Annotated in this window: 17 protein-coding genes and 1 pseudogene; 15 read left to right on the top strand and 3 right to left on the bottom strand. The window is 42.9% G+C overall.

Annotated elements, in window-relative coordinates:
- The first annotated feature begins 291 nt into the window (after positions 1-291).
- Entirely contained in the window at positions 292-3174 is a 2883-nt protein-coding gene (locus RA178_RS14235; RefSeq protein WP_306682408.1) for a TonB-dependent receptor domain-containing protein, read from the top strand.
- 102 nt (positions 3175-3276) lie between these two features.
- Here RA178_RS14235 and RA178_RS14230 read toward each other — a convergent pair.
- Positions 3277-4425: pseudogene (locus tag RA178_RS14230) on the bottom strand (IS3 family transposase).
- A 638-nt stretch (positions 4426-5063) separates the two neighbouring features.
- On the opposite strand from RA178_RS14230, the gene RA178_RS14225 reads away from it, so the two are divergent.
- From RA178_RS14225 to RA178_RS14200, 6 genes are read left to right on the top strand one after another with little or no spacing between them, the layout of a single operon-like run.
- Positions 5064-5846, top strand: a complete 783-nt coding sequence (locus RA178_RS14225) for a DUF3450 domain-containing protein (protein WP_113938838.1) — start codon at positions 5064-5066, stop codon at positions 5844-5846.
- The gene (locus tag RA178_RS14220) at positions 5846-7201 is read left to right on the top strand and encodes a MotA/TolQ/ExbB proton channel family protein (RefSeq protein WP_173496514.1); all 1356 of its coding nucleotides are present in this window, start codon (positions 5846-5848) and stop codon (positions 7199-7201) included. The genes RA178_RS14225 and RA178_RS14220 overlap by 1 nt, the downstream gene beginning before the upstream one ends.
- Positions 7201-7728, top strand: a complete 528-nt coding sequence (locus RA178_RS14215) for a MotA/TolQ/ExbB proton channel family protein (RefSeq protein WP_113938836.1) — start codon at positions 7201-7203, stop codon at positions 7726-7728. Before RA178_RS14220 ends, RA178_RS14215 begins: the two co-directional genes overlap by 1 nt.
- A gap of 13 nt (positions 7729-7741) precedes the next feature.
- Positions 7742-8146 carry an ExbD/TolR family protein gene (locus RA178_RS14210; RefSeq protein ID WP_037428129.1) on the top strand — a complete coding sequence of 135 codons (405 nt, stop codon included), beginning with the start codon at positions 7742-7744 and terminating at the stop codon, positions 8144-8146.
- A gap of 1 nt (position 8147) precedes the next feature.
- Positions 8148-8771 carry an energy transducer TonB gene (locus RA178_RS14205; RefSeq protein ID WP_131524316.1) on the top strand — a complete coding sequence of 208 codons (624 nt, stop codon included), beginning with the start codon at positions 8148-8150 and terminating at the stop codon, positions 8769-8771.
- Positions 8771-10018 carry a tetratricopeptide repeat protein gene (locus tag RA178_RS14200; RefSeq protein ID WP_212599897.1) on the top strand — a complete coding sequence of 416 codons (1248 nt, stop codon included), beginning with the start codon at positions 8771-8773 and terminating at the stop codon, positions 10016-10018. The genes RA178_RS14205 and RA178_RS14200 overlap by 1 nt, the downstream gene beginning before the upstream one ends.
- 70 nt (positions 10019-10088) lie before the next feature.
- Here RA178_RS14200 and RA178_RS14195 read toward each other — a convergent pair whose 3' ends face one another.
- Positions 10089-10598 (bottom strand): diguanylate cyclase domain-containing protein, encoded by a 510-nt coding sequence (locus tag RA178_RS14195; RefSeq protein ID WP_028760435.1) that lies wholly within the window; start codon positions 10596-10598, stop codon positions 10089-10091.
- 79 nt (positions 10599-10677) lie between these two features.
- Here RA178_RS14195 and RA178_RS14190 point away from each other — a divergent pair, with 79 nt between their 5' ends.
- The 5 genes from RA178_RS14190 to RA178_RS14170 all read left to right on the top strand — a co-directional run bounded on the left by RA178_RS14190 (position 10678) and on the right by RA178_RS14170 (position 14300).
- Entirely contained in the window at positions 10678-12507 is a 1830-nt protein-coding gene (locus RA178_RS14190; RefSeq protein WP_306682401.1) for a DUF885 domain-containing protein, read from the top strand.
- A 171-nt stretch (positions 12508-12678) separates the two neighbouring features.
- Positions 12679-12957: a peptidylprolyl isomerase gene (locus tag RA178_RS14185; protein WP_028760433.1), complete on the top strand. Its 279-nt coding sequence runs from the start codon at positions 12679-12681 to the stop codon at positions 12955-12957.
- An 83-nt stretch (positions 12958-13040) separates the two neighbouring features.
- On the top strand, positions 13041-13577 hold the full coding sequence (locus RA178_RS14180; protein ID WP_306682399.1) for a GNAT family N-acetyltransferase: 537 nt from the start codon (positions 13041-13043) through the stop codon (positions 13575-13577).
- A 74-nt stretch (positions 13578-13651) separates the two neighbouring features.
- Entirely contained in the window at positions 13652-13882 is a 231-nt protein-coding gene (locus RA178_RS14175; RefSeq protein WP_028760431.1) for an RNA-binding S4 domain-containing protein, read from the top strand.
- A 22-nt stretch (positions 13883-13904) separates the two neighbouring features.
- Positions 13905-14300, top strand: a complete 396-nt coding sequence (locus RA178_RS14170) for a ribonuclease E inhibitor RraB (protein ID WP_105252914.1) — start codon at positions 13905-13907, stop codon at positions 14298-14300.
- Between the two features lie 153 nt (positions 14301-14453).
- Here the strand turns inward: RA178_RS14170 and RA178_RS14165 are convergent, their stop codons facing one another.
- A complete protein-coding gene (locus tag RA178_RS14165) occupies positions 14454-15341 on the bottom strand; it encodes a LysR family transcriptional regulator (RefSeq protein ID WP_168823676.1) in 888 nt (295 codons plus the stop codon).
- Between the two features lie 156 nt (positions 15342-15497).
- Here RA178_RS14165 and RA178_RS14160 point away from each other — a divergent pair, with 156 nt between their 5' ends.
- The 3 genes from RA178_RS14160 (at position 15498) to RA178_RS14150 (ending at position 20852) form a co-directional block, all read left to right on the top strand.
- The gene (locus tag RA178_RS14160) at positions 15498-16271 is read left to right on the top strand and encodes a TSUP family transporter (RefSeq protein ID WP_028760428.1); all 774 of its coding nucleotides are present in this window, start codon (positions 15498-15500) and stop codon (positions 16269-16271) included.
- Between the two features lie 382 nt (positions 16272-16653).
- Positions 16654-17799, top strand: a complete 1146-nt coding sequence (locus tag RA178_RS14155) for an exonuclease SbcCD subunit D (RefSeq protein ID WP_306682397.1) — start codon at positions 16654-16656, stop codon at positions 17797-17799.
- Complete coding sequence (locus RA178_RS14150) at positions 17796-20852, top strand: AAA family ATPase (RefSeq protein WP_306682395.1); 3057 nt, start codon at positions 17796-17798, stop codon at positions 20850-20852. The genes RA178_RS14155 and RA178_RS14150 overlap by 4 nt, the downstream gene beginning before the upstream one ends.
- Positions 20853-21029: the final 177 nt, after the last annotated feature.

Below are 21029 nucleotides of genomic sequence, written 5' to 3'. Positions count from 1 at the left end.
CTCTCCTTGCAACCAAGCTCACGTTAATTATGACGTAAGTTGTGCTATCTCCATCCCCTAAAATTACTCGCTGTATAAATAATCATCATCCACTCATCCTTATGTATCTTTGCTGGGGTGATAATGTGTTGTTTGTTTGTTATTTGTTGATTTAGTGTTTCATATGTGATTTTATTGCTCTTGAAATTGACCTGTTAGCAACTAAGGTTGCGATAGAGCAATTTACGCCATCTATACATAAATGTAGGTGCAGAATATAAGAAAAACATGATTTATCAAGGGAGATAGACAATGCATAAGAAAAATTTATTATCTAATTCAGTGCGTTACGCTCTGGTTGGTGGCTTGGCAGCAGCGACGTTAACTGTGCCATTTGTATATGCAGCTGATGAAAGCGCTGATAAAGTTGAACGAATAGAGGTTACTGGCTCTCGTTTAAAACGAACTGATATGGAAAATGCGACACCAGTAACGACAATTACTTCCGAGCAATTAACCAGCTTAGGTATTCAGGATGTTGGTGAGTTTTTGCAATCTAGTTCTGTTATGTCTGGTTCTCCTGTTGCTACTACTACAAATAACGGAGGGGATGGTAGCGCTTTTGTTGAGTTGAGAGGTTTAGGATCATCACGTACCTTATTGTTAGTAAATGGACGCCGTCCAGTTTCTAATGATATGCAGAATATTCCTGCGTCTATGATTGAGCGTGTTGAAATTTTAAAAGATGGAGCTTCGGCAACTTATGGTGCTGATGCTGTTGCGGGTGTAGTCAACATTATTACTAAACGTAATTTCGATGGACTTGAGTTTACTGCTCAAACAAAGCAAAACTTTGATGTTGATGCTGGTGAGCAAACAAGTTTCAGTTTAATTGCTGGGAAAAAGTTTGATACTGGGCACTTAGTTTTTAACATTGACTATGTTAAACAGAAAGAAATTTATCAGGGTGATGTAACTGATGTTGATTTTTTTCAGCATCCATGGAACGTTGAGGATCCTGATAGTTTCCAAGCTAATGGTTTGATTCCTCCAGGACAAGATGGTGCAAACGCCTTCGATGCTGGTAGTTCTATTATTCCATGTGGTAATTTCTTTTTATTCGGAAAACCTGGTTCATATACGAATGGAAAATGTCGTGACAATGGTGATCAATCAGCCAGTGATCTAGCGACACTAAACGATATGAGACGCTATGATGGTTCTAAAGACACTTACAACTTTAATCCTGTTAACTACCTTCAAACGCCATATGAAAAATTAAACTTTTACATTGATGGAAGTTTCGAACTTAATGATGATGTGACTCTTTATTCTGAAACTCGTATAAATAAACGTGAATCAAGACAAGAGTTAGCTGCAGTTCCATATAATACGGGTACAGATCCTGGTTTTACTGTAATTGATCCTGTAACAGGGATTTCTTACAGTGGAGTATCGAAAGATAACTATTACAATCCTTTTGGTGAGGATGTAAAACAAGCTCGCCGTCGTATGCTTGAAGGTGGTCGCTCATTTGAACAAGATATTCTTCGTGCACAACAAGTAATTGGTGCTGATATTACATTGAATGACGTGTGGTCATTAGATGTCAACTATAACTATGGCTATTCACAACGAACAGATAATGATTTTGGTCAATTATACGGCCCTAATTTAGCAAAAGCTTTGGGGCCATCATTTAAGGATGCAGATGGTAATGTTGTATGCGGTACTGCTGGCAATGTCATTAACGGTTGTGTACCACTAAATTTATTTGGTGGTGCAGGTAGTATTACGTCTGATATGCTTGATTATATAACAGCTCCACTAGTCGACTCTTCAAATTATAAATTAGAAACCTTTACAGCGTTTTTAGGCGGAGAGTTATTTGATTTACCAGCTGGATCTGTAAGTGCTGGTTTTGGTTATGAATATCGTGGTGAAAAAGCTGAAGCCAACGTAGACTCTGGCAAATTTATGAGTCAGGTTTCAGGGAATAAATCTAAAGGAACAAATGGTTCGTTCTATGTTAACTCATTATTTGCAGAATTTCGTATTCCTGTTGTCGAAGGATTACCTGGCGTAGAGCGCTTAGAAATTCCTGTAGGAATTCGTTATGATAATTTTGATACCTTTGGCGGTTCAACAACATATCAAACTGGTCTTGAGTGGACTATATTTGATGGTCTGTTAGCCCGCTCCACATATGGAACAGTATTCAGAGCGCCAGATATTGGTGAATTATATGGACCAGCTAATGATTCATTTGCATCAGCTACTGATCCATGCCGTACATCTAATTGGGCAGATCTAAGTGCAGAATCTCAAGCTAGATGTGTTGCAGATGGAGTACCATCTGGTGGAGTTGATAATGACCAGTCGCAACAGTTGGCTAAGGTTGGTGGTAATCCTGATTTGAAGCCTGAGGAAGGCGATACTTTAACTGTAGGAGTTGCTTATTCTCCTGACTTTATTGAAGGATTAGGTTTAACTTTAGATTACTGGGCTGTTGATATAGATAACGTTATCACCTCTATTGACCCTTCAGATTCTATTGATGGTTGTTATTTAGGCAACTTAGAAGAAATGTGTAATAGCGTCAATCGTGGGCCTGATGGTAATCTTTCATATGTTGATGGACGAAATATTAACCTAGCACGAATGACTGCAAAAGGGGTTGATTTTGAAGCTGATTATGGTTTTGAAACATCTATAGGTGATTTTAAACTTAATTTTGTTTGGACTCATTTCTTAGAGCGTGGCGAAAATTCATTTGTAGCGACTGAACAGGCTGATGGTAGTTTTGCTTATGAGTATGCTTTTGGTGATGTTGCCGGTACATTTGTAAACGATACTTCTTATGCTGAAGATAAGTGGAATTTCAGTGCTAATTATAAATGGGAAGACTTAAGTGTAACTTATCGTACTAATTATATTTCAAGCATGACATATGACACATTAACTTACGTTGATGTTGTTGGTAAAGGATATGAGTTTGAGGTTCCGAGTGTTATGTATCACGATGTTACAGCTAGTTACGTTTTACCAACTAACACCACATTGTCCGTAGGTGTAACTAACATTACTAACGAAAAACCTCCATATATTGAAACGGCTTTCAATGGTAATACTGATGAAAGTACATATCGATTATTTGGTCGTAGTTGGTTCTTAAGTGTCAACCAAAAGTTTTAAGAGTTGGCCCTGTATAGCCTGAAATAAGTTAACACTTATTTCCACCTAAAACGCCTGATGAACCTCATCGGGCGTTTTGTATTTTAAGGCTAAATGGGGCCGTCATTGATTATATATGGCGAACGCTTCTGCCACCATCTGTCGCGCCTCCTGCAGCGTTGCTAGTTTATGTGTTATTCAATATGCCATTTACTCGCGCTGCTAACGCATTTTGATAGCAGTCCTATCCGTCTGCCATTGAGCATGTCACGCCATGATGAGTGTGAACCACTTGATAAGCGTTTAAGCAGTATTGTATTCCTCGGTCTGAGTGGTGTATCAGCGGTTTATCTTTGTGTTGCCGCTGCATCAGTGCCTGTTTGTACGCTGTTAGCACACAATCTGTTTTGAGATTATCATCAACATGATAACCCACGATTTTTCGTGACTAGGCATCGGTCACCAAGCTTAAATAGGCTTCATTATCTTGCAGTGGTAGATAGGTAATATCAGCCACCCAGACTTGCTCTGAGCGAGTGATGTCCACTTGTTGCTCACTGGGCTTAAGTAAGCTGGGATGACACCTAAATCGATGATGGCTGTGATTGGTTTTGTGGTACGCCCGTTTAGGCGCGACCAACAAACGATGCGCTCTGAGGCTGCTAAATAACCGGTCTCGCCCAATCACTATTTGATGCGATTTATTCAGTAAATACTGCAGCTTGCGTGTACATATTCGAGGTTGAAACAACCGTTCATATTGCACCGTTTGCAACACATGTTGCTCCCTCTGCTCTGATATTTTTTGCCGCTGACATTGCTGATAATACGCTTGACGGCTAATCCCGAGGTAGCGGCAGCACTGGGTGACGCGATACCCTATGGCCGTTTTTTCTTGGGGCGTTTCGCGCGTGGCTTTTTTACGACAGAAATCCCGTAGTCAGTGCTAAGTTTTTCGACAATGGCTTCGAAGAATGCGGCTTTCATGCGGGTATCCTCAAGTTCGGTTTCGAGTGCTTTTATCTTTTGTTCAGGGGGCAGTGTGGTGGGCTCAGTCATTAAATGTCCTCGCATTGATGTAGACGGTGTCCCTTGGGACCAATCCAGTTTTCCATGTTTGCAAAGCCAAACTAACACGGTGGAACAACCTTGAATGCCGTACTTGTCTTGGGCCTGCTTATAGGTCAGCTCGCCTTTTTCAACTTGGTCGACAACGGCCAATTTAAAAGCGAGGGAATAATCACGTTGAGTTCGTTTAATTGTTGAAGTCATTACACTCTCCAAAATGAGTTTAAAAAGTGTCAACGCTATTTAGGACGGGTCAAACTTAATCATAAAAGCAACTTTTAAAAGTTGGCTTTTTGAGAGCTGGTTCTCTGGTGTGATGGGTTTATTGTGGTCGAAAAATCCTATCACGTGGTGCCCCTAGTTATAATGTTCTTACATCGAGTTCAAGTTAAGTAAATTTTATCAGGAGAATATGAGTAAAGAACATCTACTCGAGTTGCTTTCATGTTAAAAAATGTTAATTTTACAAACAGGGCTCACAAGTATTACTCTGGTTTATCTTTATGATTTTATAGGGTTTAAGTTAATTTATTATTTTTTGGAACAAAAAGTAATAACCCTAAAGATTCATTTCCGCCTAAAAAAACACCTTTCGTAAAAAATTTCATTATTAACGCTTCTTTACACTAGTTTTTAGTCGTCTGAAATGTTGACACAGGTCAACATTTTGTGAAATGATGCCAGCGGGTCTATGCCTGTAAGGGCGTAGGAAAGGGAAGAAAAAACTAAGAATCACAAGAGAAAGACGAACTTACAGAAATTTTTTCGGCAAGTATTTATTCCTTGTCGTTATGTTGCTGGTAAGTTAAACCTTTTTATTCACTTCAAATTGGTTGGGAACTATGTCCAAGGTAAGCAATAGAACAAAAATCGCTACTGCACTTGTTGGCGTGCTGGCATTAGCGAGCAGCAACTTAGTAGTTGCAGATCCTCTTACCGACGTGCAGAAAGCGGATAGTATGATCCATGCTGATGCTGCTGCGTCGCAAAAGAACGTTGATAAGTATTTCGATCAAGCACAAGACATGCTTTTTGAGTATGGTTCTGTCGCAGATGAGCGCGAATCACTGAAATCATATAACGATTACGTTGCAAGCTTAGTCGCTGATCAACAAAAGACAATGGATTCAGTGCAGGGTGACATCAATGGTGTTGATAAACTTCGCCAAGGTGTTGTGCCATTAATGTTTAAAATGGTTGAGTCATTAGAACAGTTTGTTCAATTAGATTTACCTTTCAATTCTGAAATACGCACTAATCGTGTTAATGAACTGAAAAAACTTCTTAATACTGCCGAAGTAACACTAGCAGAAAAATACCGTCTAATTCTTGATGCTTATAGTATTGAGCGTGAATACGGTAGTGCTGTTGCCGTTAACCAAGGTAAGTTAAACCTAGATGGTAAAGAAGTGTTGGTTGACTTCTTTAATTTAGGTCGTGTTGCTCTTTATGCACAGAGTTTAGATCAAAAGACTGGCTGGATGTACAACCCAGAATCTAAGGGTTGGGATAAGTTAGATGACAGCTATTTGCGTGAACTGACTAAAGGTATCCGCATTGCCCGTAAACAAGGCGCTCTAGATCTATTCGCGTTACCAATTCCTGCTGCGGAGACTGCACAATAATGAAGAAGTTAATTACTACAGCTGTGTTGGCTGCAAGTTTCTCTTTAACTGCTGGTATGGCGAGCGCTGCTGATGCGCCTAAGTCAATTGACCAATTATTGCAACAAGTTAAAGTTGAACGCGCTGCAGAAGGTAAAGTCAACAGCAAGCGTGAGCAAGAATTCCAAGCAGAACGTGGCGACAAAGCCGCATTATTAAAGCGTGAAAAAGATGCTTTAGCTGCTGAAAAGCAACGTGGTAAAGATTTAAACCAAGCGTTCTTAGATAACGAGCGTAAAATTGCTCAGCTAGAAGAAGATCTAAAAACGGCTCAAGGTGACTTGGGTGAAATGTTTGGTGTAGTTAAAGGTGAAGCCGGTGATTTCGCTGGTAAACTGGCAAGCTCTAACATCAGTGCTCAATTCCCAAATCGCGATAAATTTATCGCTGATTTAGGTGCCCGTAAGCAATTGCCAAAAATTGAAGAGTTAGAACAATTTTGGCAAGAGCAGCTATTTGAAATGGCGCAATCTGGCAAAGTGGTTAAGTTTGAAGGTTCTGTTACCGAAATTGATGGTAACGTGAAAACGACGACTATTCATCGTATTGGTGCTTATAACTTAACGGCTGACGGCAAATACGTTGTATATAACCCTGAATTAGGTTTAATTCAGCAGTTATCTCAACAACCTGAAGGTTATCAAGTTAGCGCTGTTGCTAAATGGGAAGAAACGGCTTCTGGTACAGCACCTTTCTATATCGACCCTGCACGTGGCGTACTGTTAAACATCTTTACGAACAAAGCTAGCATGGAAGATCGTATCGAGTCAGGCGGTACCATTGGTTATATTATTCTGATATTACTTGCTATTGGTTTATTAATTGCGGTTGAGCGTTTCATTGTGCTGGCAGCTATCGGTGCAAAAGTTAAACGCCAAGCTAAGAATGTTGATAACCCAGGTAACAATGCCCTTGGTCGTATCTTGAAGGTTTACCATGAAAACAAAGATGTTGATGTTGAAACATTAGAGTTGAAACTGGATGAAGCTATTCTGAAAGAAACGCCTGCATTAGAAGCTCGAATTTCAATTTTGAAAGTCATTGCAGCTATCGGCCCAATGTTAGGTCTACTAGGTACAGTAACTGGTATGATTGCGACCTTCCAAAGTATCCAACTGTTCGGTACTGGCGATCCTAAATTGATGGCGGGTGGTATCTCTATGGCTCTGGTTACTACAGTACAAGGTCTAGTTGCGGCTCTGCCACTGATGTTACTACATGCAATACTCGTTGCGCGTAGCAAATCAATCACCCAAATTTTGGAAGAGCAAAGTGCGGGCATTATCGCAGCACATGCTGAGAAGAGGGCTAACTAATGATGCTATACCTGATGGACATATGGGATTCCGTCAGGGGCTTCATGGCCGCTGGAGGAAACGTCCTTTGGTTGGTTGCGTTTGTATTGTTCTTCATGTGGGTATTGATGCTTGAGCGTTATTGGTATCTTAATTGGATATCACCAAAGCAACATAAAGCTATCATATCTGCGTGGGATGCTAGAGAGGAAACAACCTCTTGGTACGCACACCGTATCCGTGAAGCTTGGCTGTCCCAAGCGAAGCAAGATTTGAATGCACGTATGCTGATGATTAAAACCTTAGTAGCTATTTGTCCTATGATAGGTTTGTTAGGTACCGTAACCGGTATGATTTCAGTGTTTGATGTGATGGCAGTTCAGGGGACGAGTAATGCTCGTTTAATGGCGGCTGGTATTTCAATGGCGACTATGCCCACGATGGCGGGGATGGTTGCAGCATTATCGGGAGTATTCTTTAGTACTCGTCTGGATGTAAAAATGAAAATCAGTTTAGAAAAGCTAAAAGACAGCATGCCGCACCACTAGAGAGAGATTGAACATGGCACGTAAAAAGCATTCCAGTGTAGACGAGGAAGCGCAAATTGATATGACACCGATGCTCGACATCGTGTTTATCATGTTGATCTTCTTCATTGTAACAACGTCATTTGTGAAACCTTCTGGTTTGGATTATAACAAACCCAAAGCTTCGCAAGCGACTTCAAAGCCTTCGGCTAACATCTTTATCGGCGTCAGTAAAACAGGCGTGATCATGATGGAAAACCGTCAGGTTGATATCGAGCGTGTAACGGCAAACGTTGAGCGCATGCTGGCTGAAGCTCCTGAAGCTGCTGTATTAATTCAGGCTGACAAAGACGCAATGCACGGCTTAGTTGTTAAAGTTCTAGACCAAGTCAAAGCGGCTGGTATAGATAAAATTTCGGTATCTGCGGGGAACGATTAATATGCTAAGAGCACTAGTATCGATCATTATTGGTGCTGCTGTGACTTTTGGTCTGTTCGCTTTTATGGCGTTCTTGGTCGGTGGCGGCGCACAGCGCGGCGAAACATCGGCCGAGACCCCTGTAATTGAAATCACTATGGATAGACAGGATTCAAAAGCACAGAATAAGCCAAGGGTAGTGCCTAAGCCGCCGCCACCGCCAGAACAGCCACAGAAGCCTGAGGCAACGCCGCCAGAATCTTCGAGCAATATTGACACTGCAATGTCGTTCAATATGGGTGGTGTAGAAGCTGGTGGTCCAAGTACCGGTTTTAAATTAGGCAATATGATGACTCGCGATGGTGATGCTACACCTATCGTTCGTATCGAACCTCAGTATCCAATTGCTGCGGCGCGTGATGGTAAAGAAGGTTGGGTACAACTTCGTTTTACCATTAACGAACTCGGTGGTATCGACGACGTTGAAGTTATTCAAGCAGAACCAAAACGCTTATTTGATAAAGAAGCTATTCGTGCACTGAAGAAGTGGAAGTACAAGCCTAAGATTGTTGATGGTAAGCCATTGAAACAACCTGGTATGACAGTACAACTAGACTTCACCTTAGATAAAGGAGGCAACCAATAATGCGTAATGTTAATAAAATCGCAGTTCTATTATTGCTTTCTGTTTGTGGAGGTTCATTAACTCTTTCATCTGCAGTCGCAGAAGAAAAGTGTGCTATCGACAAACGTCAATCTAAAGCTGTGGGCGAAGGTGCGGCGAAGAAAGTTCAGAAGTCATTTGAAGCTTATACCAATGGTCAGGTCGATGAAGCTATTGCTATTTTGCTAGAGGCAAATGCCAAGAATGACTTCGATAAAGCCTATGTTGCACGTATGTTGGGTAACTTTTATGCCGAGAAAGGCAAAATGGATACCGCGATCAAATACCTAAAACAAGCTGTTGAAGCTGATATTTTAGGTGGTACAGATCATGCTGCAACTATGCGTCTTTATGCTGATTTGCTATTACAAGAGAAAAAGTTTAAGGAAGCGATTCCTTACTATTACAAGTGGATGGAATTTACTTGTAAATCCGATTCTCAAATGTATCGCCGTATTGGTATTGCGCATTCAGAACTTAAACAGTGGGATAAAGTGATTGAAGTGGCCGACAAAGGTCTTTCATTAGCTGAAGCTCCTGACAAAGGTCTGTATCAAATGAAACTGACAGCTTACTTCAATCAGAAGAAGTACAAGAAAGCTGTTGGTGTGTTAGAAGTCATGGTGCCTTTATTCCCGGATGATGGCAGATTGTGGGTTCAATTAGCACAGTTTTATTTGATGGTTGAAGACTATGACAAGTCTCTTGCAACTTACGATCTGGCTTATAGAAATGGTTTCTTAGATAGCGCGGGCAACATTACGCGTTTAGCGCAGTTAATGGCACAAAAAGGTGCTCCTTATCAAGCCGCTAAAATTTATCAGAAACATATGAAATCAGGCATGATCGCTGAGGACGCTAAGTCTTTAGAGATTTTGGCGGGTTTCTATCAAAATGCGAAAGAGTTTAAGCAAGCTGCTGAGTATTACGGTAAAGCTGCAGCCATCACCAATGATGGCAAGACTTACTTAAAACAAGGTCGCTTATTAAACTTGAATGAACAATATACAGCTGCGATCCCTGTGCTTGAAAAAGCCATATCAATGGGTATTGATCATCCTGGTGAAGCAAACTTTGAATTAGCTTTGGCTCATTTAAGTTTGAAACAGTATAAGTCGGCTTATAACCGTGCAGTGTTAGCTGCTAATGATAAGAAGACACAGAAGAGTGCAAATAGCTATATCTCTTATATTAAAGAGAAAGCACGTATGCATAATATCACGCTGTAATTACTTCGCAGTTTAGTGTTTGAATCGAAAGCCCCGCAAGGGGCTTTTTCTTTGGTATCAATAAACCTATTTACTGTAATCGGATTAAAGCTTGTGATTGATCATGATTTTTTTCAAGCTGTTGTGAAAGTTGGCTGACATTACTGAAGAGTGACTCTATTTTACTTTCCTGTGTAGGTAGGCAAATACAGGCAGCCAGTTTATAGTCGATTGTCAGTTTATGATGTTTACCAAAATCTTGATTAAAGTCAGATATTTGTTGTTCTATTCGTTTTAACACTACTTCCGTCCCCACCTCATCTATGTTGAATAAACCCAGTGCAAAGTGATTGTGATCTAGCCTAGCAATCATATCTGTTGCTCTTAATAGCGCTTCTTGCACTTGTTTGGTAAAGAATTCGAGTAAATGGGGTTGTTTGACGGTTTCATGAATGTGAGGGCACAGATACAATAGTGCCAAGCTTTGGTGGTCTCTCATGTGACGATGCCATTCTCGGTTGAATACTTCCATGAAATAGGTTTGGTTATAGACTCCAGTTTCAGGATCCCTGAAACCTGAGTTGCGGAACGAGTAGATCATAGATTAACTCCGATAGCAGACCTTGAACTAAGTATAGAAACAGTTCTGCAATAGCGGGCCAAAAAGGAGAAATATTAAAATGAAATTGGGTTTATTGGCAGGTTCGATAGCGTTAATCTTCACCCTTCAAGGTTGTTCTAAACCTGAAGTCACTGCAGTTCAAGAAAATAGCTCGGCTAATACGCCAGCAGTGCAGGGCGAAACACAAACGGCAGAGCAGCGTTACTTAGCGCTTGTGGATGCTTATTTTAAAGATTACCTAAAGCTTGAGCCCATCTACGCCACTTTTGTCGGCGTTAATAACTATAACGCCGATTTCGGTGGGGATTTAACTGAGGATTACCTTAAGGCTCGTCATGATCTTAACACTCACTATTTAGCTCAGGTGCGTGCGATAGATCCAAAGCAACTGCCTGCGGATCTACAGTTAAGTTATGACCTGTTCGTCTATGACCGTGATATGGCGTTAGTGGACGAAACTTTCCCTTCACGCTTTATGCCGATAAGCCAGTTCTATAGCACTGTCATTACTATGGTGCAGCTGGGAAGTGGCGAAAGTGCACAACCTTTTAAGACTGTCCAAGATTATCGTAATTGGGAACAGAGAGTCGATGGTTTCATCAAGTGGGTCGCACTTGCTGAAAATCGTATGAATCAAGGCATTGAAAGTAAAGTGGTACTACCTCGAGTGTTGGTAGAGCGCATTATTCCTCAGTTAGATGCTATGTTAACGACGGATGCGACTCAGAGTATTTTTTACTCGCCAATCCAGCATTTCCCCGAGAGTTTTTCAGAGCAAGATAAAGCGGAATTGACCACCCGTTATCAAGCCATGATAGCCGAACGTATCGTGCCAGCGTTAACGAACTTACGCGATTATTTTAAGCAAACCTATTTACCTAAATCGCGTGCGACTGATGGTTGGTCAGGTTTGCCTAACGGTAAAGCTTGGTATCAGCATCTGGCGAACTCACATACGACCACCACTATGTCTGTGGATGAAATTCATCAAATTGGTTTAAGTGAAGTGGCGCGAATTTTATCTGAGATGGATAAGGTGCGTGAGCAGGTCGGTTTTAAGGGCGATTTGAAGGCGTTTTTTGCGTCTTTATCTTCAGAGCCGCAGTATTTCTATAGCGATCGCCAAGGTTTGATTGATGGTTATATGGTGTTGAAAGATAAAATCAATCATGTCTTACCTAACTACTTTAATGTGATGCCAAAGGCTGATTACGTGGTTAAGCCGGTTGAAAGTTTTAGAGAACAATCAGCAGCGGGTGCCTCTTATGAAGCGCCAGCGGTGGATGGCAGCCGTCCAGGGGTGTTTTATATCAACACTTATAACCTCAAAGCACAGCCTAAGTGGGGGATGACGACTTTATCTTTGCACGAGGCCGCTCCTGGGCATCACTTCCAAATCGCGATCAAACAAGAGTTGACCGGTGTACCTGAGTTTCAGCGTTTTAGCGGTTATACCGCTTTCGAGGAAGGTTGGGCACTTTATGCTGAATACTTAGGTATTGAGATGGGGTTATTTACCGATCCTTACCAGTATTTTGGTAAGCTTTCCGATGAAATGCTGCGTGCCATGCGCTTAGTGGTTGATACTGGCCTTCATTCTAAAGGTTGGAGTCGTGAACAGGCGATTCAGTACATGAAAGACAACTCGCCTATGGCTGAGAGTGACATAGTCGCTGAAGTGGAGCGCTATATGGCGATCCCTGGTCAAGCTTTGTCTTACAAGGTCGGTCAGTTGAAGATTTTGGCACTGCGTGCCCGCGCAGAAAAAGCCTTGGGTGATAAATTTGATCTTAAAGCGTTCCACGATCAAATCCTCACCTCAGGTTCATTACCCATGGCGGTCATGGAAAACAAGATCGATCGTTGGATTGCGTCGAAACAAGCTTAGCCGTGTAAGATGCCGTTAATTGACTTTGTTGTCAGTGACGGCATTTTAAGACTTTTTTATTCAACAGAAAGTTTTTATACTGTTGATTCAAAACCTGTTAAAACGAATGTTTTAGTGGGAACTCAATGATATTTGGGGCAAATGTCTCATGATCCTTACAGGAGTTTTACTATGGTCCAGGCAACAGCAAGACATTTGTTAGTCAGCAGTGAAGAGCAGTGTCAAGCGCTGAAACAGCAAATAATGGAAGGCGCAGATTTTGCTCAAATTGCTCGCGCGCACTCTTCTTGCCCATCAGGTGCCCAAGGCGGCGAATTAGGGTCATTTGGTCCTGGCATGATGGTCAGAGAGTTTGATGAAGTGGTTTTTAGTGCACCATTAAACGAAGTACAAGGCCCCGTGAAAACGCAATTTGGCTTTCATTTACTTGAAGTGACCAGCCGCGCGTAAGTTTTACCGCTTATCTAATACAGCTTGTTTGATACGGCAGCGTTTGCTGCCGTTTTGTTTTATATGCTCATCACGGAGTCACTATGCTGGAACTCTACACAGATAGATTGAAACTCAGGAGCTTACAAGATAGTGATTGGGAACATTTTTATGCACTGCATAACGATTCTGAGATTAATCGTTTTGTACGCGTTCCAGAGTCGCAAGAGGTGATCCGCAGTAAGTTTCAGCAGCGTTCCGATACTTGGTTCTACGGTTCTGGCGATTGGCTGACCTTAGTAATTGAGACCGTTGATACTGGGCAGTTTATCGGTTTAACGGGCCTCTATTGTCAAAGTTTCGAGGAACAGCGTGCCGAAGTGGGTTATTTACTGGCGGCCGAGGGCCACGGTAAAGGTTATGCGACTGAGAGTTTAATGGCGGTCATTGATTGGGCTTGTTTAAGTTTTAATGTACATAAATTTGTTGGCCATTGTGCTAAAGATAATCACGCATCGGCACGAGTACTCGAAAAGTGTGGTTTTCGGCTTGAAGGTTTGCTCAGGCAGCAATTCAAAATAGGTGAAAACTGGCTCGATGAATCAGCCTTTGGCCTACTCGCCGATGAAAGACGTCTCTAGCCAAATTATCTTCAGCGAATTTTGTACTGTGCTGGTATAATGCCGCAGGTTTATTTTTAGAAGGCGTGTATTAAGTGGCGCAAATTAATCAATTGGCTTTGCATTCTGGCGAAGATTTCATTGAATTGTACAAAGTATTAAAAGTGCAAGGCATGAGCAATGCGGGTGGTGAAGCCAAACATTTTATCGACGAAGGTCAAGTCACTGTGAATGGTGAAGTTGAAACTCGTAAACGTAAAAAAATTATCGCGGGCGACATCGTCAGCTTTAATGGTGAATCAGTTCAAATCATTGCGGCAGAATAAGCCTGAAACAGTGGAGCAAGAAATGCAATTTCCAGATGATGACAATGGTAAAATGCTGGCCGCAATGGCTGAAGCGGGAATCGATTTAACTAAAGAGTTAGATGTTGATTTCTTTTTGGTTTTTGATGACCAACGCGATGCTGAAACTGCGTTAGAAGAATTAACAAATTCTGACTTGGAAGGCGAGCTTGAGCTGAATCTGAATGATGAGCTTGGTAAGTGGGAAATCATTGTTTGTCTCAATATGGTGCCTGAGTACGATACATTGGTTGAACAAGAAGTCATGCTAAATGATTTTGCTGCCGAATTCGGCGGCATGACCGACGGTTGGGGCGTAATGCAACATCAAGACGGTGACGATGAGTTTATGGACGATGATGACCATGACCATGTTCACGGTGAGCATTGCAATCACTAATTCTGATGCGCTTTAAGCCTTGAATCTAATAAACCACCTTTTGGGTGGTTTTTTATTGGTGTTTTTCTGCGATCCGTTAGTGATCTCAATAGCCTCGTTTAGCACTTATAGCGTTATTGTGCCTCGCTTAAACTGAGATACGTTTAATACAGATTAATGACGATAGGGCGCAAAAATCTCTAATAACCAGTCGATAAAAGCTTGAGCTTTTAACGGCAGGCTTGGGGATTTTGGGGTGAGTAAATAATATCGATAGGGACTGGTAAAGGGGGCGTCGAAGGGGATGACTAAGCTGCCATTTGCCAGTTGTTCTTCGATGAAGAATCGCGGAATAAGTGCTGCACCCATGCCACTCGCAGCCGCTTGACTCAACATATAAAAATGCTCAACACCAAAGGTTTGTGCTTGGGTGAGTGTTAAACCCACCTTTTCCGCCCAATACTCCCAAAGTTCGGGTCTTGTGGTGTGTTTCAGTAACGTGACGTGATTAATGTCCTCGATATTTTGCAGTTTAGGCGCTAGTGAAGGCGCGCAAACTAAGCATAAATCCTCATCCATCAGCTTGATATAATTCGCGCCCTTAGGGATGACTGTGCTACTACGGATCGCAATATCATAACGACCTTGGCTAAAATCCACGGCAAAGTCGCCAATGGATAAGTCGACATACAAGTGTGGATGGCGGGATTTAAACTGCTCCATTCTTGGAATGAGCCAATTGATGGTTAAGCTTGGCAGCACATTGATGGCTAAGGTTTGCGGCTTAGTGGGCTGACGGCGCAAGTCACTTGTAGCACTAGATAATGTTTGCAGAGCGGCTTGAACATGGGGTAAATAGCGTTTGGCTTCATCGGTTAAACCAACTTTTTTGTGTAAACGTACAAAGAGCGCAAAACCTAAATAATCCTCCAATACTCTGATTTGTTTGCTGACTGCGCCATGGGTGACATGCAACTCCTTGCTAGCTAATGTCATGCTCTGTAAACGTGCTGCGGCTTCGAAGGCACGGAGAGAATTGAGGGGCGGTAGTTCGGCAAACATTTTATTTCCTACTGCTGGAAAATCAGAACAGGACTCGGGATTTTGTGTGAGTTTATCTCACGCTGTGGCGACAATAACTCCTTTGCGTTTATTTGGCAAACGCAGTCTAATGTTCGGCAATCACTCTCTTTTTTATCAGAAGAATAATAAATCATCATGGAATTTGAACTGACTCTACAAATCGCAGCGATACTTTTTGCCGTCGCTATGGTGGCTGGTTTTATTGACTCAATCGCTGGTGGCGGAGGCTTGCTGACCATTCCTGCACTTATGTGGGCAGGCTTGCCGCCTGCGGTTGCCTTAGGGACAAATAAGCTGCAGGCCTGTGGCGGCAGTTTTTTTGCGAGTTTGTACTTTGTCCGTAAAGGGCTGGTTGATCTTAAATCCGTTAAGTTAGCCTTGATTTGTGCATTTATCGGTGCGGCATTGGGTACGATTCTAGTTCAACTGGTCGATACTGAAGTGCTGGAGTTGATGTTACCTTTTTTGATTTTGGCTATTGGTTGTTACTTTTTATTTTCGAAAAAGATTTCTGAAGATGACAAACATCAAGTGCTAACACCTACCGCATTTGCCTTTACTGCGGCATTGGGCGTGGGATTGTACGATGGCTTTTTTGGCCCTGGTACTGGGAGCTTTTTTGCGCTGGCCTTTGTATCGTTAGCGGGGTTTGGTTTGGCGAAGGCAACTGCCCACGCAAAACTACTTAATTTCTCCACTAACATTGCTTCGCTGATCTTCTTTGCCTTGGGCGGAAAAGTGATTTGGTTATTAGGATTAGTCATGCTGGCAGGGCAAGCGATTGGCGCAACCTTGGGTTCTCGTCTCGTGGTCACTAAAGGTACAAAGATTATCAAGCCATTGGTGGTGACTATGTCCCTTGCTATGAGTTTTAAACTTTTGGCGAGCCAATATAATTTATTTTCGTAAACTATTTGATATTAAGCATTTTATAAAACTCACTCATCAATAGACGCTCTTTAAGCTGCGCATGAGTGTATCTTAGTGGCGTCCATCTTGGCTCAAAAGTTAAGCTGAGGTGGATATCATCCAAAAGATCCGCCAAATGACGACTTAAAACGTCTCATCCTACTTTGAGTTAGGTGTACTCTTTCAAGTTTTTTGAATAGTATTACCTGTCATTTTTAATACACTTTTTAGGCTTCTTATTGTTTTGGTGTGTATTTTAAATATTGTGTACATATTTAATCCGATTGATATAAGTGCAGTGTCTATCTTGCTAGTCTTATTTGCATCGACGGGCGGCATGTGCGCTCGGGTTTAGCGCCACCACTTCTTTAAAAGAGCGATTATGAAATTTATCCACACCTCGGACTGGCACATAGGTCGTCAATTACACAATCAATCACTACTGGATGATCAAGCCTTTGTGCTCGAGCAAATTATTGCTCTAGCGGATGAACACAAGGTGGATGCCGTGATTGTGGCGGGGGATATTTATGACAGATCGATTCCGCCTGCGAATGCGGTCGCGCTGTTAGATGATGTGCTTAACCGCTTAGTACATGATTTAGGTCTGCAAGTCATTATGATTGCGGGTAATCACGATGGTCACGAGCGCTTAGGTTTTGCAGCAAAACAAATGGCGGCAAGTGGGTTACATATTATTGGCCCTTTGAGTGCTGACATTCATCCCATTACTTTGTCGAGTTCAAGCGGTGATGTGGTGTTTTATCCCTTGCCCTATGCCGAACCTGCCACAGTGCGCCAAGTTTTTGAGTGTGAGGCGGCAAGCCATGAGGCCGCAATGACGCTATTGCTTGAACAAGTACACCAGCACGATAGCCAAGGTTTGCCGAAAGTGGTGATAAGCCATTGTTTTTTGGATGGTGGCAGTGAGTCAGAATCTGAGCGACCACTGAGCATTGGTGGCGCCGATAAAATATCGCCAACGCTATTTACTGAGTTTGATTATGTCGCCCTTGGGCATTTGCACGGACCGCAATACAAAGGTGCAGAGCATGTGCGCTACTCAGGATCGATTTTGAAGTATTCCTTTAGCGAACAACATCAACATAAGTCGGTGACCTTAGTCGAACTTAGTGCAAAAACGCCAGCAAATATCCGCTTATTGCCATTAACGTCGATACGCGATGTCCGCATCTTAGAAGGGGAGTTAGCCACATTACTCGCCCATGGAAAAACGGATATCAAGCGTGAGGACTACCTTATGGTCAGACTCCTTGATAAACATGCCATTTTAGATGCTATGGGGAAATTGAGAGCCGTTTACCCTAATGTGCTGCATTTAGAGCGGACTGGTCTGATGGCGGGGCAGCAACAAGTCACCTTGAGCCGAGATCATATCAAAAAAGGCGAGATGGACATGTTCCGTGACTTTTTCTCTCAAGTGTCCGGCGAGTCATTAACACAAGCACAGCAAGCCGTGATGGATGAACTCCTGACTAAGCTACACAATGAGGAGCACCAAGCATGAGACCACTTAGCCTTTCCATGTCAGCCTTTGGCCCCTTTGCATCGATTCAACAACTTGATTTTACGGCCTTAGGGACTAATCCGTTATTTTTGATTAATGGACCCACTGGTGCGGGTAAGACGACCTTGCTCGATGGTATTTGCTTTGCTCTCTATGGCAAAACCACTGGTAATGAGCGTGAAGGCAGCCAGATGCGCTGCGATATGGCCGATGATAGTCTGCTAACAGAAGTCACTTTTAGTTTTCAGTTGGGTAATTGCAGTTATCGTATTCGCCGTGTGCCAGAGCAAGACAGGGTTAAAAAAAGCGGTGACGGCTCAACGGTGCAGAAGCCCGAAGCACAGTTATATAAGATAGACGCCGCGGGTAATGAAAGTTTGCTTGTAGCGAGCAAAGTCTCTGAGGCAACCGCTGAGATTGAAGCCTTAACTGGCCTCGATGTGGAGCAGTTTCGCCAAGTGATGGTGTTGCCGCAGGGGAAATTTCGCGAATTGTTAATGGCAGACTCCAAAGCAAGAGAACTGATATTTAGTCAGCTATTTCAAACGCATATATACCGACGTATTGAAGATTCCTTAAAAAGTAAGGCTGCAGATATCCGCGCCTTAGTGAAAGATCAACGCAGCCGCCGTGATGGCATTTTACAAAGTGCGGGTTTAGCATCCGATGACGAGCTTAGCTGTGAATTAGCCAAGCTTACGCCAGAACTTGAAACAGCCCAAAGTGCGAAAGAACAGGCATTACAGCAGCAACAATGGGTGATAAAAACCAGCGATGCCGCCCAGCATTTATTGGCCGAATTTGTGCAGTTTGATGCCTTAACTCAAACGGTAGTAGTGCTTGATGCGCAGCAAGAAAACATGGCTGCGCAAACCTATAAACTGAATTTGGCCAAACAGGCGCAGCACTTGGCACCCATGATTGAGGTGTTTGTGGCCCGTGAGCAGGAAGCCAAGGCGGCAAGTTTTGCCCTTGAACATGCGAAAACAGCATTAATCAATGCTAAAAAAGCCTTCGATAACGCAGAGCTTAAGACCGCTGATTTGCCCGTGTTGGAAGCGTCGTTACTCGAACAGGAACAGGTTAAACAGCAACTGAATGCCTTAGGGCCGCAGCTCAGGGAATTGGATAGGCTTAATAAAACCCTTGAACAAGAGCAAGCGCAGCTCATTAGCGCGAAAACACAACTTCAGAACAGCAAAAATGAGTTAACCACCGTAGTCCAAAAACGCCGTGAATTAGAATCCGCTCTGCCGCAACTACAGGCCAACAGCGAAACTCGCCTCTCATTGCAACAAGCGCATCAGCAGCAACAGCAGTTATTGTCTACCTATCAGCAATGGCAACAAGTGGCGGCAAGGGTATCGTCGACACAGGCAAAACTTGTTGAGGCTAAAGTCAAAGGGCAACAACTCAGTGCTCAGCATCAGCAAGCACAGGTTGTATATAAAGCCTTATTGTTGACTTGGCATCAAGGACAGGCCGCTATTTTAGCGCGGCAATTACAGCAAGATGAACCTTGCCCTGTTTGTGGCAGCCAAACACATCCACAGCCAGCACAAAGCCAAGAGCCACTCCCAAGTGATGAAGCGCTGCAATTAGCACTTGAGGCTGAAACGAATGCTCAAGAAATCCTGAGCAAAGCCAGAGCGGAATATCGTGGGCTACAAACGCAGTTAGAAACCTTGCAACAGCAAGCACAAGATCTCGCGGTCCAATTGGGCACTGCGGTTGATATTCCTTTAGACGAACATACACATACCTTGTCGCAATACGCTTTCTCACTCACTCAAGCGGAGCAAGCCCATCAGCAGTTACAGCTGTTACAGCAAGAGATTGCATTGTTGCACGCACAGGAAACGCATCTACAACAAAAGCTAGAGCAAGGACAAACACACGACAGTGCACTGCAATCTAAAGTGGATATATTGCAGGGGCAGTTAGCGCACATGCAGCAAAGTGTTCCATCTGCGCTTGTAACGCTTGAGGCCTTAACTGCAGCAATCGCGCAAAATCAGCAAAGTATCAGCCAAATTAAGCAACAGATCACTAGTGTTAGGGATCTCCAACAACAGACTGGCCAATCTTTTGTTGCGGCTAAAGCGGCACTTAATGGTGCTGAAAATGCTGCTGAGGCGGCATTAGCCCAGCAAACGCGTGCACAGCAGCAACTCAATCAGCAATTAGTCGCAGCAGGTTTTGCCGATCAACAGGCCTTATTTGAGGCCATGCTGGATGAAGAACAACAGCGTGCATTAGCCAGCGAAATTGAGGCTTACCAGCAGCGCAGTGCTTTGACCAAGGCACAGTGCGAGCAGTTAGCGCTTAAGCTTAAGGATAAAGTACTACCCGATAGCATTAAGCTGGCTGCTGAGCTTGAGTTCGCGCAGCAAGCATTACACGCTGCCGAGCAGGCATGGCAGTTGCTTCACACTCGCACAGTATTACTGATGCAAACCCAAACCCAGCTGAGTATTGCCGATGCAAAAGCTAAGGTTTTGGAAGATGAATATGCGGTTATCGGCACCCTTGCAGATGTCGCTAATGGAAATACAGGTAATAAGATCAGTCTGCAACGTTTTGTGTTAAGCGTACTGCTTGACGATGTGTTGTTAGAGGCAAGCCACAGGCTACACCTAATGAGCAAAGGGCGTTATCGTTTACTACGTAAGGAAGATAGGGCCAAGGGCAACAAAGCTTCTGGGCTCGAATTAGAAGTAGAAGATGCTTATACCTCCAAAGTGCGTCCTGTGGCTACCTTAAGCGGTGGTGAAAGTTTTATGGCAGCATTATCTATGGCGTTAGGCCTATCAGATGTAGTGCAAGCCTATGCAGGTGGTATTAAACTCGATACTTTATTTATCGATGAAGGCTTTGGCAGTTTAGATCAAGATTCTTTAGAACTGGCCATTCGGACCCTGATGGATTTGCAATCCTCTGGCCGCATGATAGGGGTGATCTCGCACGTGTCGGAAATGAAAGAGCAGATAAATACCCGCATCGACATCAATAAAACCTCACATGGGAGCGAAATGACGATAGTTTTGCCTTAGTTGCTCTTTCTCACAGAGTGCGATAAATAACAAATTGTTTTATAAGTGTTATTTATTGTATCTCCAGTGTGTTTAACATTCGGATAATACACGCAAAGTGAGTTGGAAATGCCAACTAGCGCATGTTTTTCATTAATGGTGCAACAAAAGAGTGAAATAGCGTTTGTCATAATCGGT

Origin of the sequence: Shewanella oncorhynchi, from assembly GCF_030848765.1 — a bacterium.
Taxonomy (GTDB): domain Bacteria; phylum Pseudomonadota; class Gammaproteobacteria; order Enterobacterales; family Shewanellaceae; genus Shewanella; species Shewanella oncorhynchi.
Note: the sequence above shows the minus strand (reverse complement) of the source record. Positions and strands in the feature narration are given on the sequence as shown.

Excerpts from the sequence above, each read along its gene's own strand:
- RA178_RS14195 (WP_028760435.1), bottom strand. The coding sequence starts at position 10,598 with ATGATCTACTCGTTCCGCAACTCAGGTTTCAGGGATCCTGAAACTGGA.
- RA178_RS14180 (WP_306682399.1), top strand. The coding sequence starts at position 13,041 with ATGCTGGAACTCTACACAGATAGATTGAAACTCAGGAGCTTACAAGAT.
- RA178_RS14190 (WP_306682401.1), top strand. The coding sequence starts at position 10,678 with ATGAAATTGGGTTTATTGGCAGGTTCGATAGCGTTAATCTTCACCCTT.
- RA178_RS14185 (WP_028760433.1), top strand. The coding sequence starts at position 12,679 with ATGGTCCAGGCAACAGCAAGACATTTGTTAGTCAGCAGTGAAGAGCAG.
- RA178_RS14225 (WP_113938838.1), top strand. The coding sequence starts at position 5,064 with ATGTCCAAGGTAAGCAATAGAACAAAAATCGCTACTGCACTTGTTGGC.
- RA178_RS14220 (WP_173496514.1), top strand. The coding sequence starts at position 5,846 with ATGAAGAAGTTAATTACTACAGCTGTGTTGGCTGCAAGTTTCTCTTTA.
- RA178_RS14215 (WP_113938836.1), top strand. The coding sequence starts at position 7,201 with ATGATGCTATACCTGATGGACATATGGGATTCCGTCAGGGGCTTCATG.
- RA178_RS14150 (WP_306682395.1), top strand. The coding sequence starts at position 17,796 with ATGAGACCACTTAGCCTTTCCATGTCAGCCTTTGGCCCCTTTGCATCG.
- RA178_RS14200 (WP_212599897.1), top strand. The coding sequence starts at position 8,771 with ATGCGTAATGTTAATAAAATCGCAGTTCTATTATTGCTTTCTGTTTGT.
- RA178_RS14165 (WP_168823676.1), bottom strand. The coding sequence starts at position 15,341 with ATGTTTGCCGAACTACCGCCCCTCAATTCTCTCCGTGCCTTCGAAGCC.
- RA178_RS14170 (WP_105252914.1), top strand. The coding sequence starts at position 13,905 with ATGCAATTTCCAGATGATGACAATGGTAAAATGCTGGCCGCAATGGCT.
- RA178_RS14155 (WP_306682397.1), top strand. The coding sequence starts at position 16,654 with ATGAAATTTATCCACACCTCGGACTGGCACATAGGTCGTCAATTACAC.
- RA178_RS14205 (WP_131524316.1), top strand. The coding sequence starts at position 8,148 with ATGCTAAGAGCACTAGTATCGATCATTATTGGTGCTGCTGTGACTTTT.
- RA178_RS14210 (WP_037428129.1), top strand. The coding sequence starts at position 7,742 with ATGGCACGTAAAAAGCATTCCAGTGTAGACGAGGAAGCGCAAATTGAT.
- RA178_RS14160 (WP_028760428.1), top strand. The coding sequence starts at position 15,498 with ATGGAATTTGAACTGACTCTACAAATCGCAGCGATACTTTTTGCCGTC.
- RA178_RS14235 (WP_306682408.1), top strand. The coding sequence starts at position 292 with ATGCATAAGAAAAATTTATTATCTAATTCAGTGCGTTACGCTCTGGTT.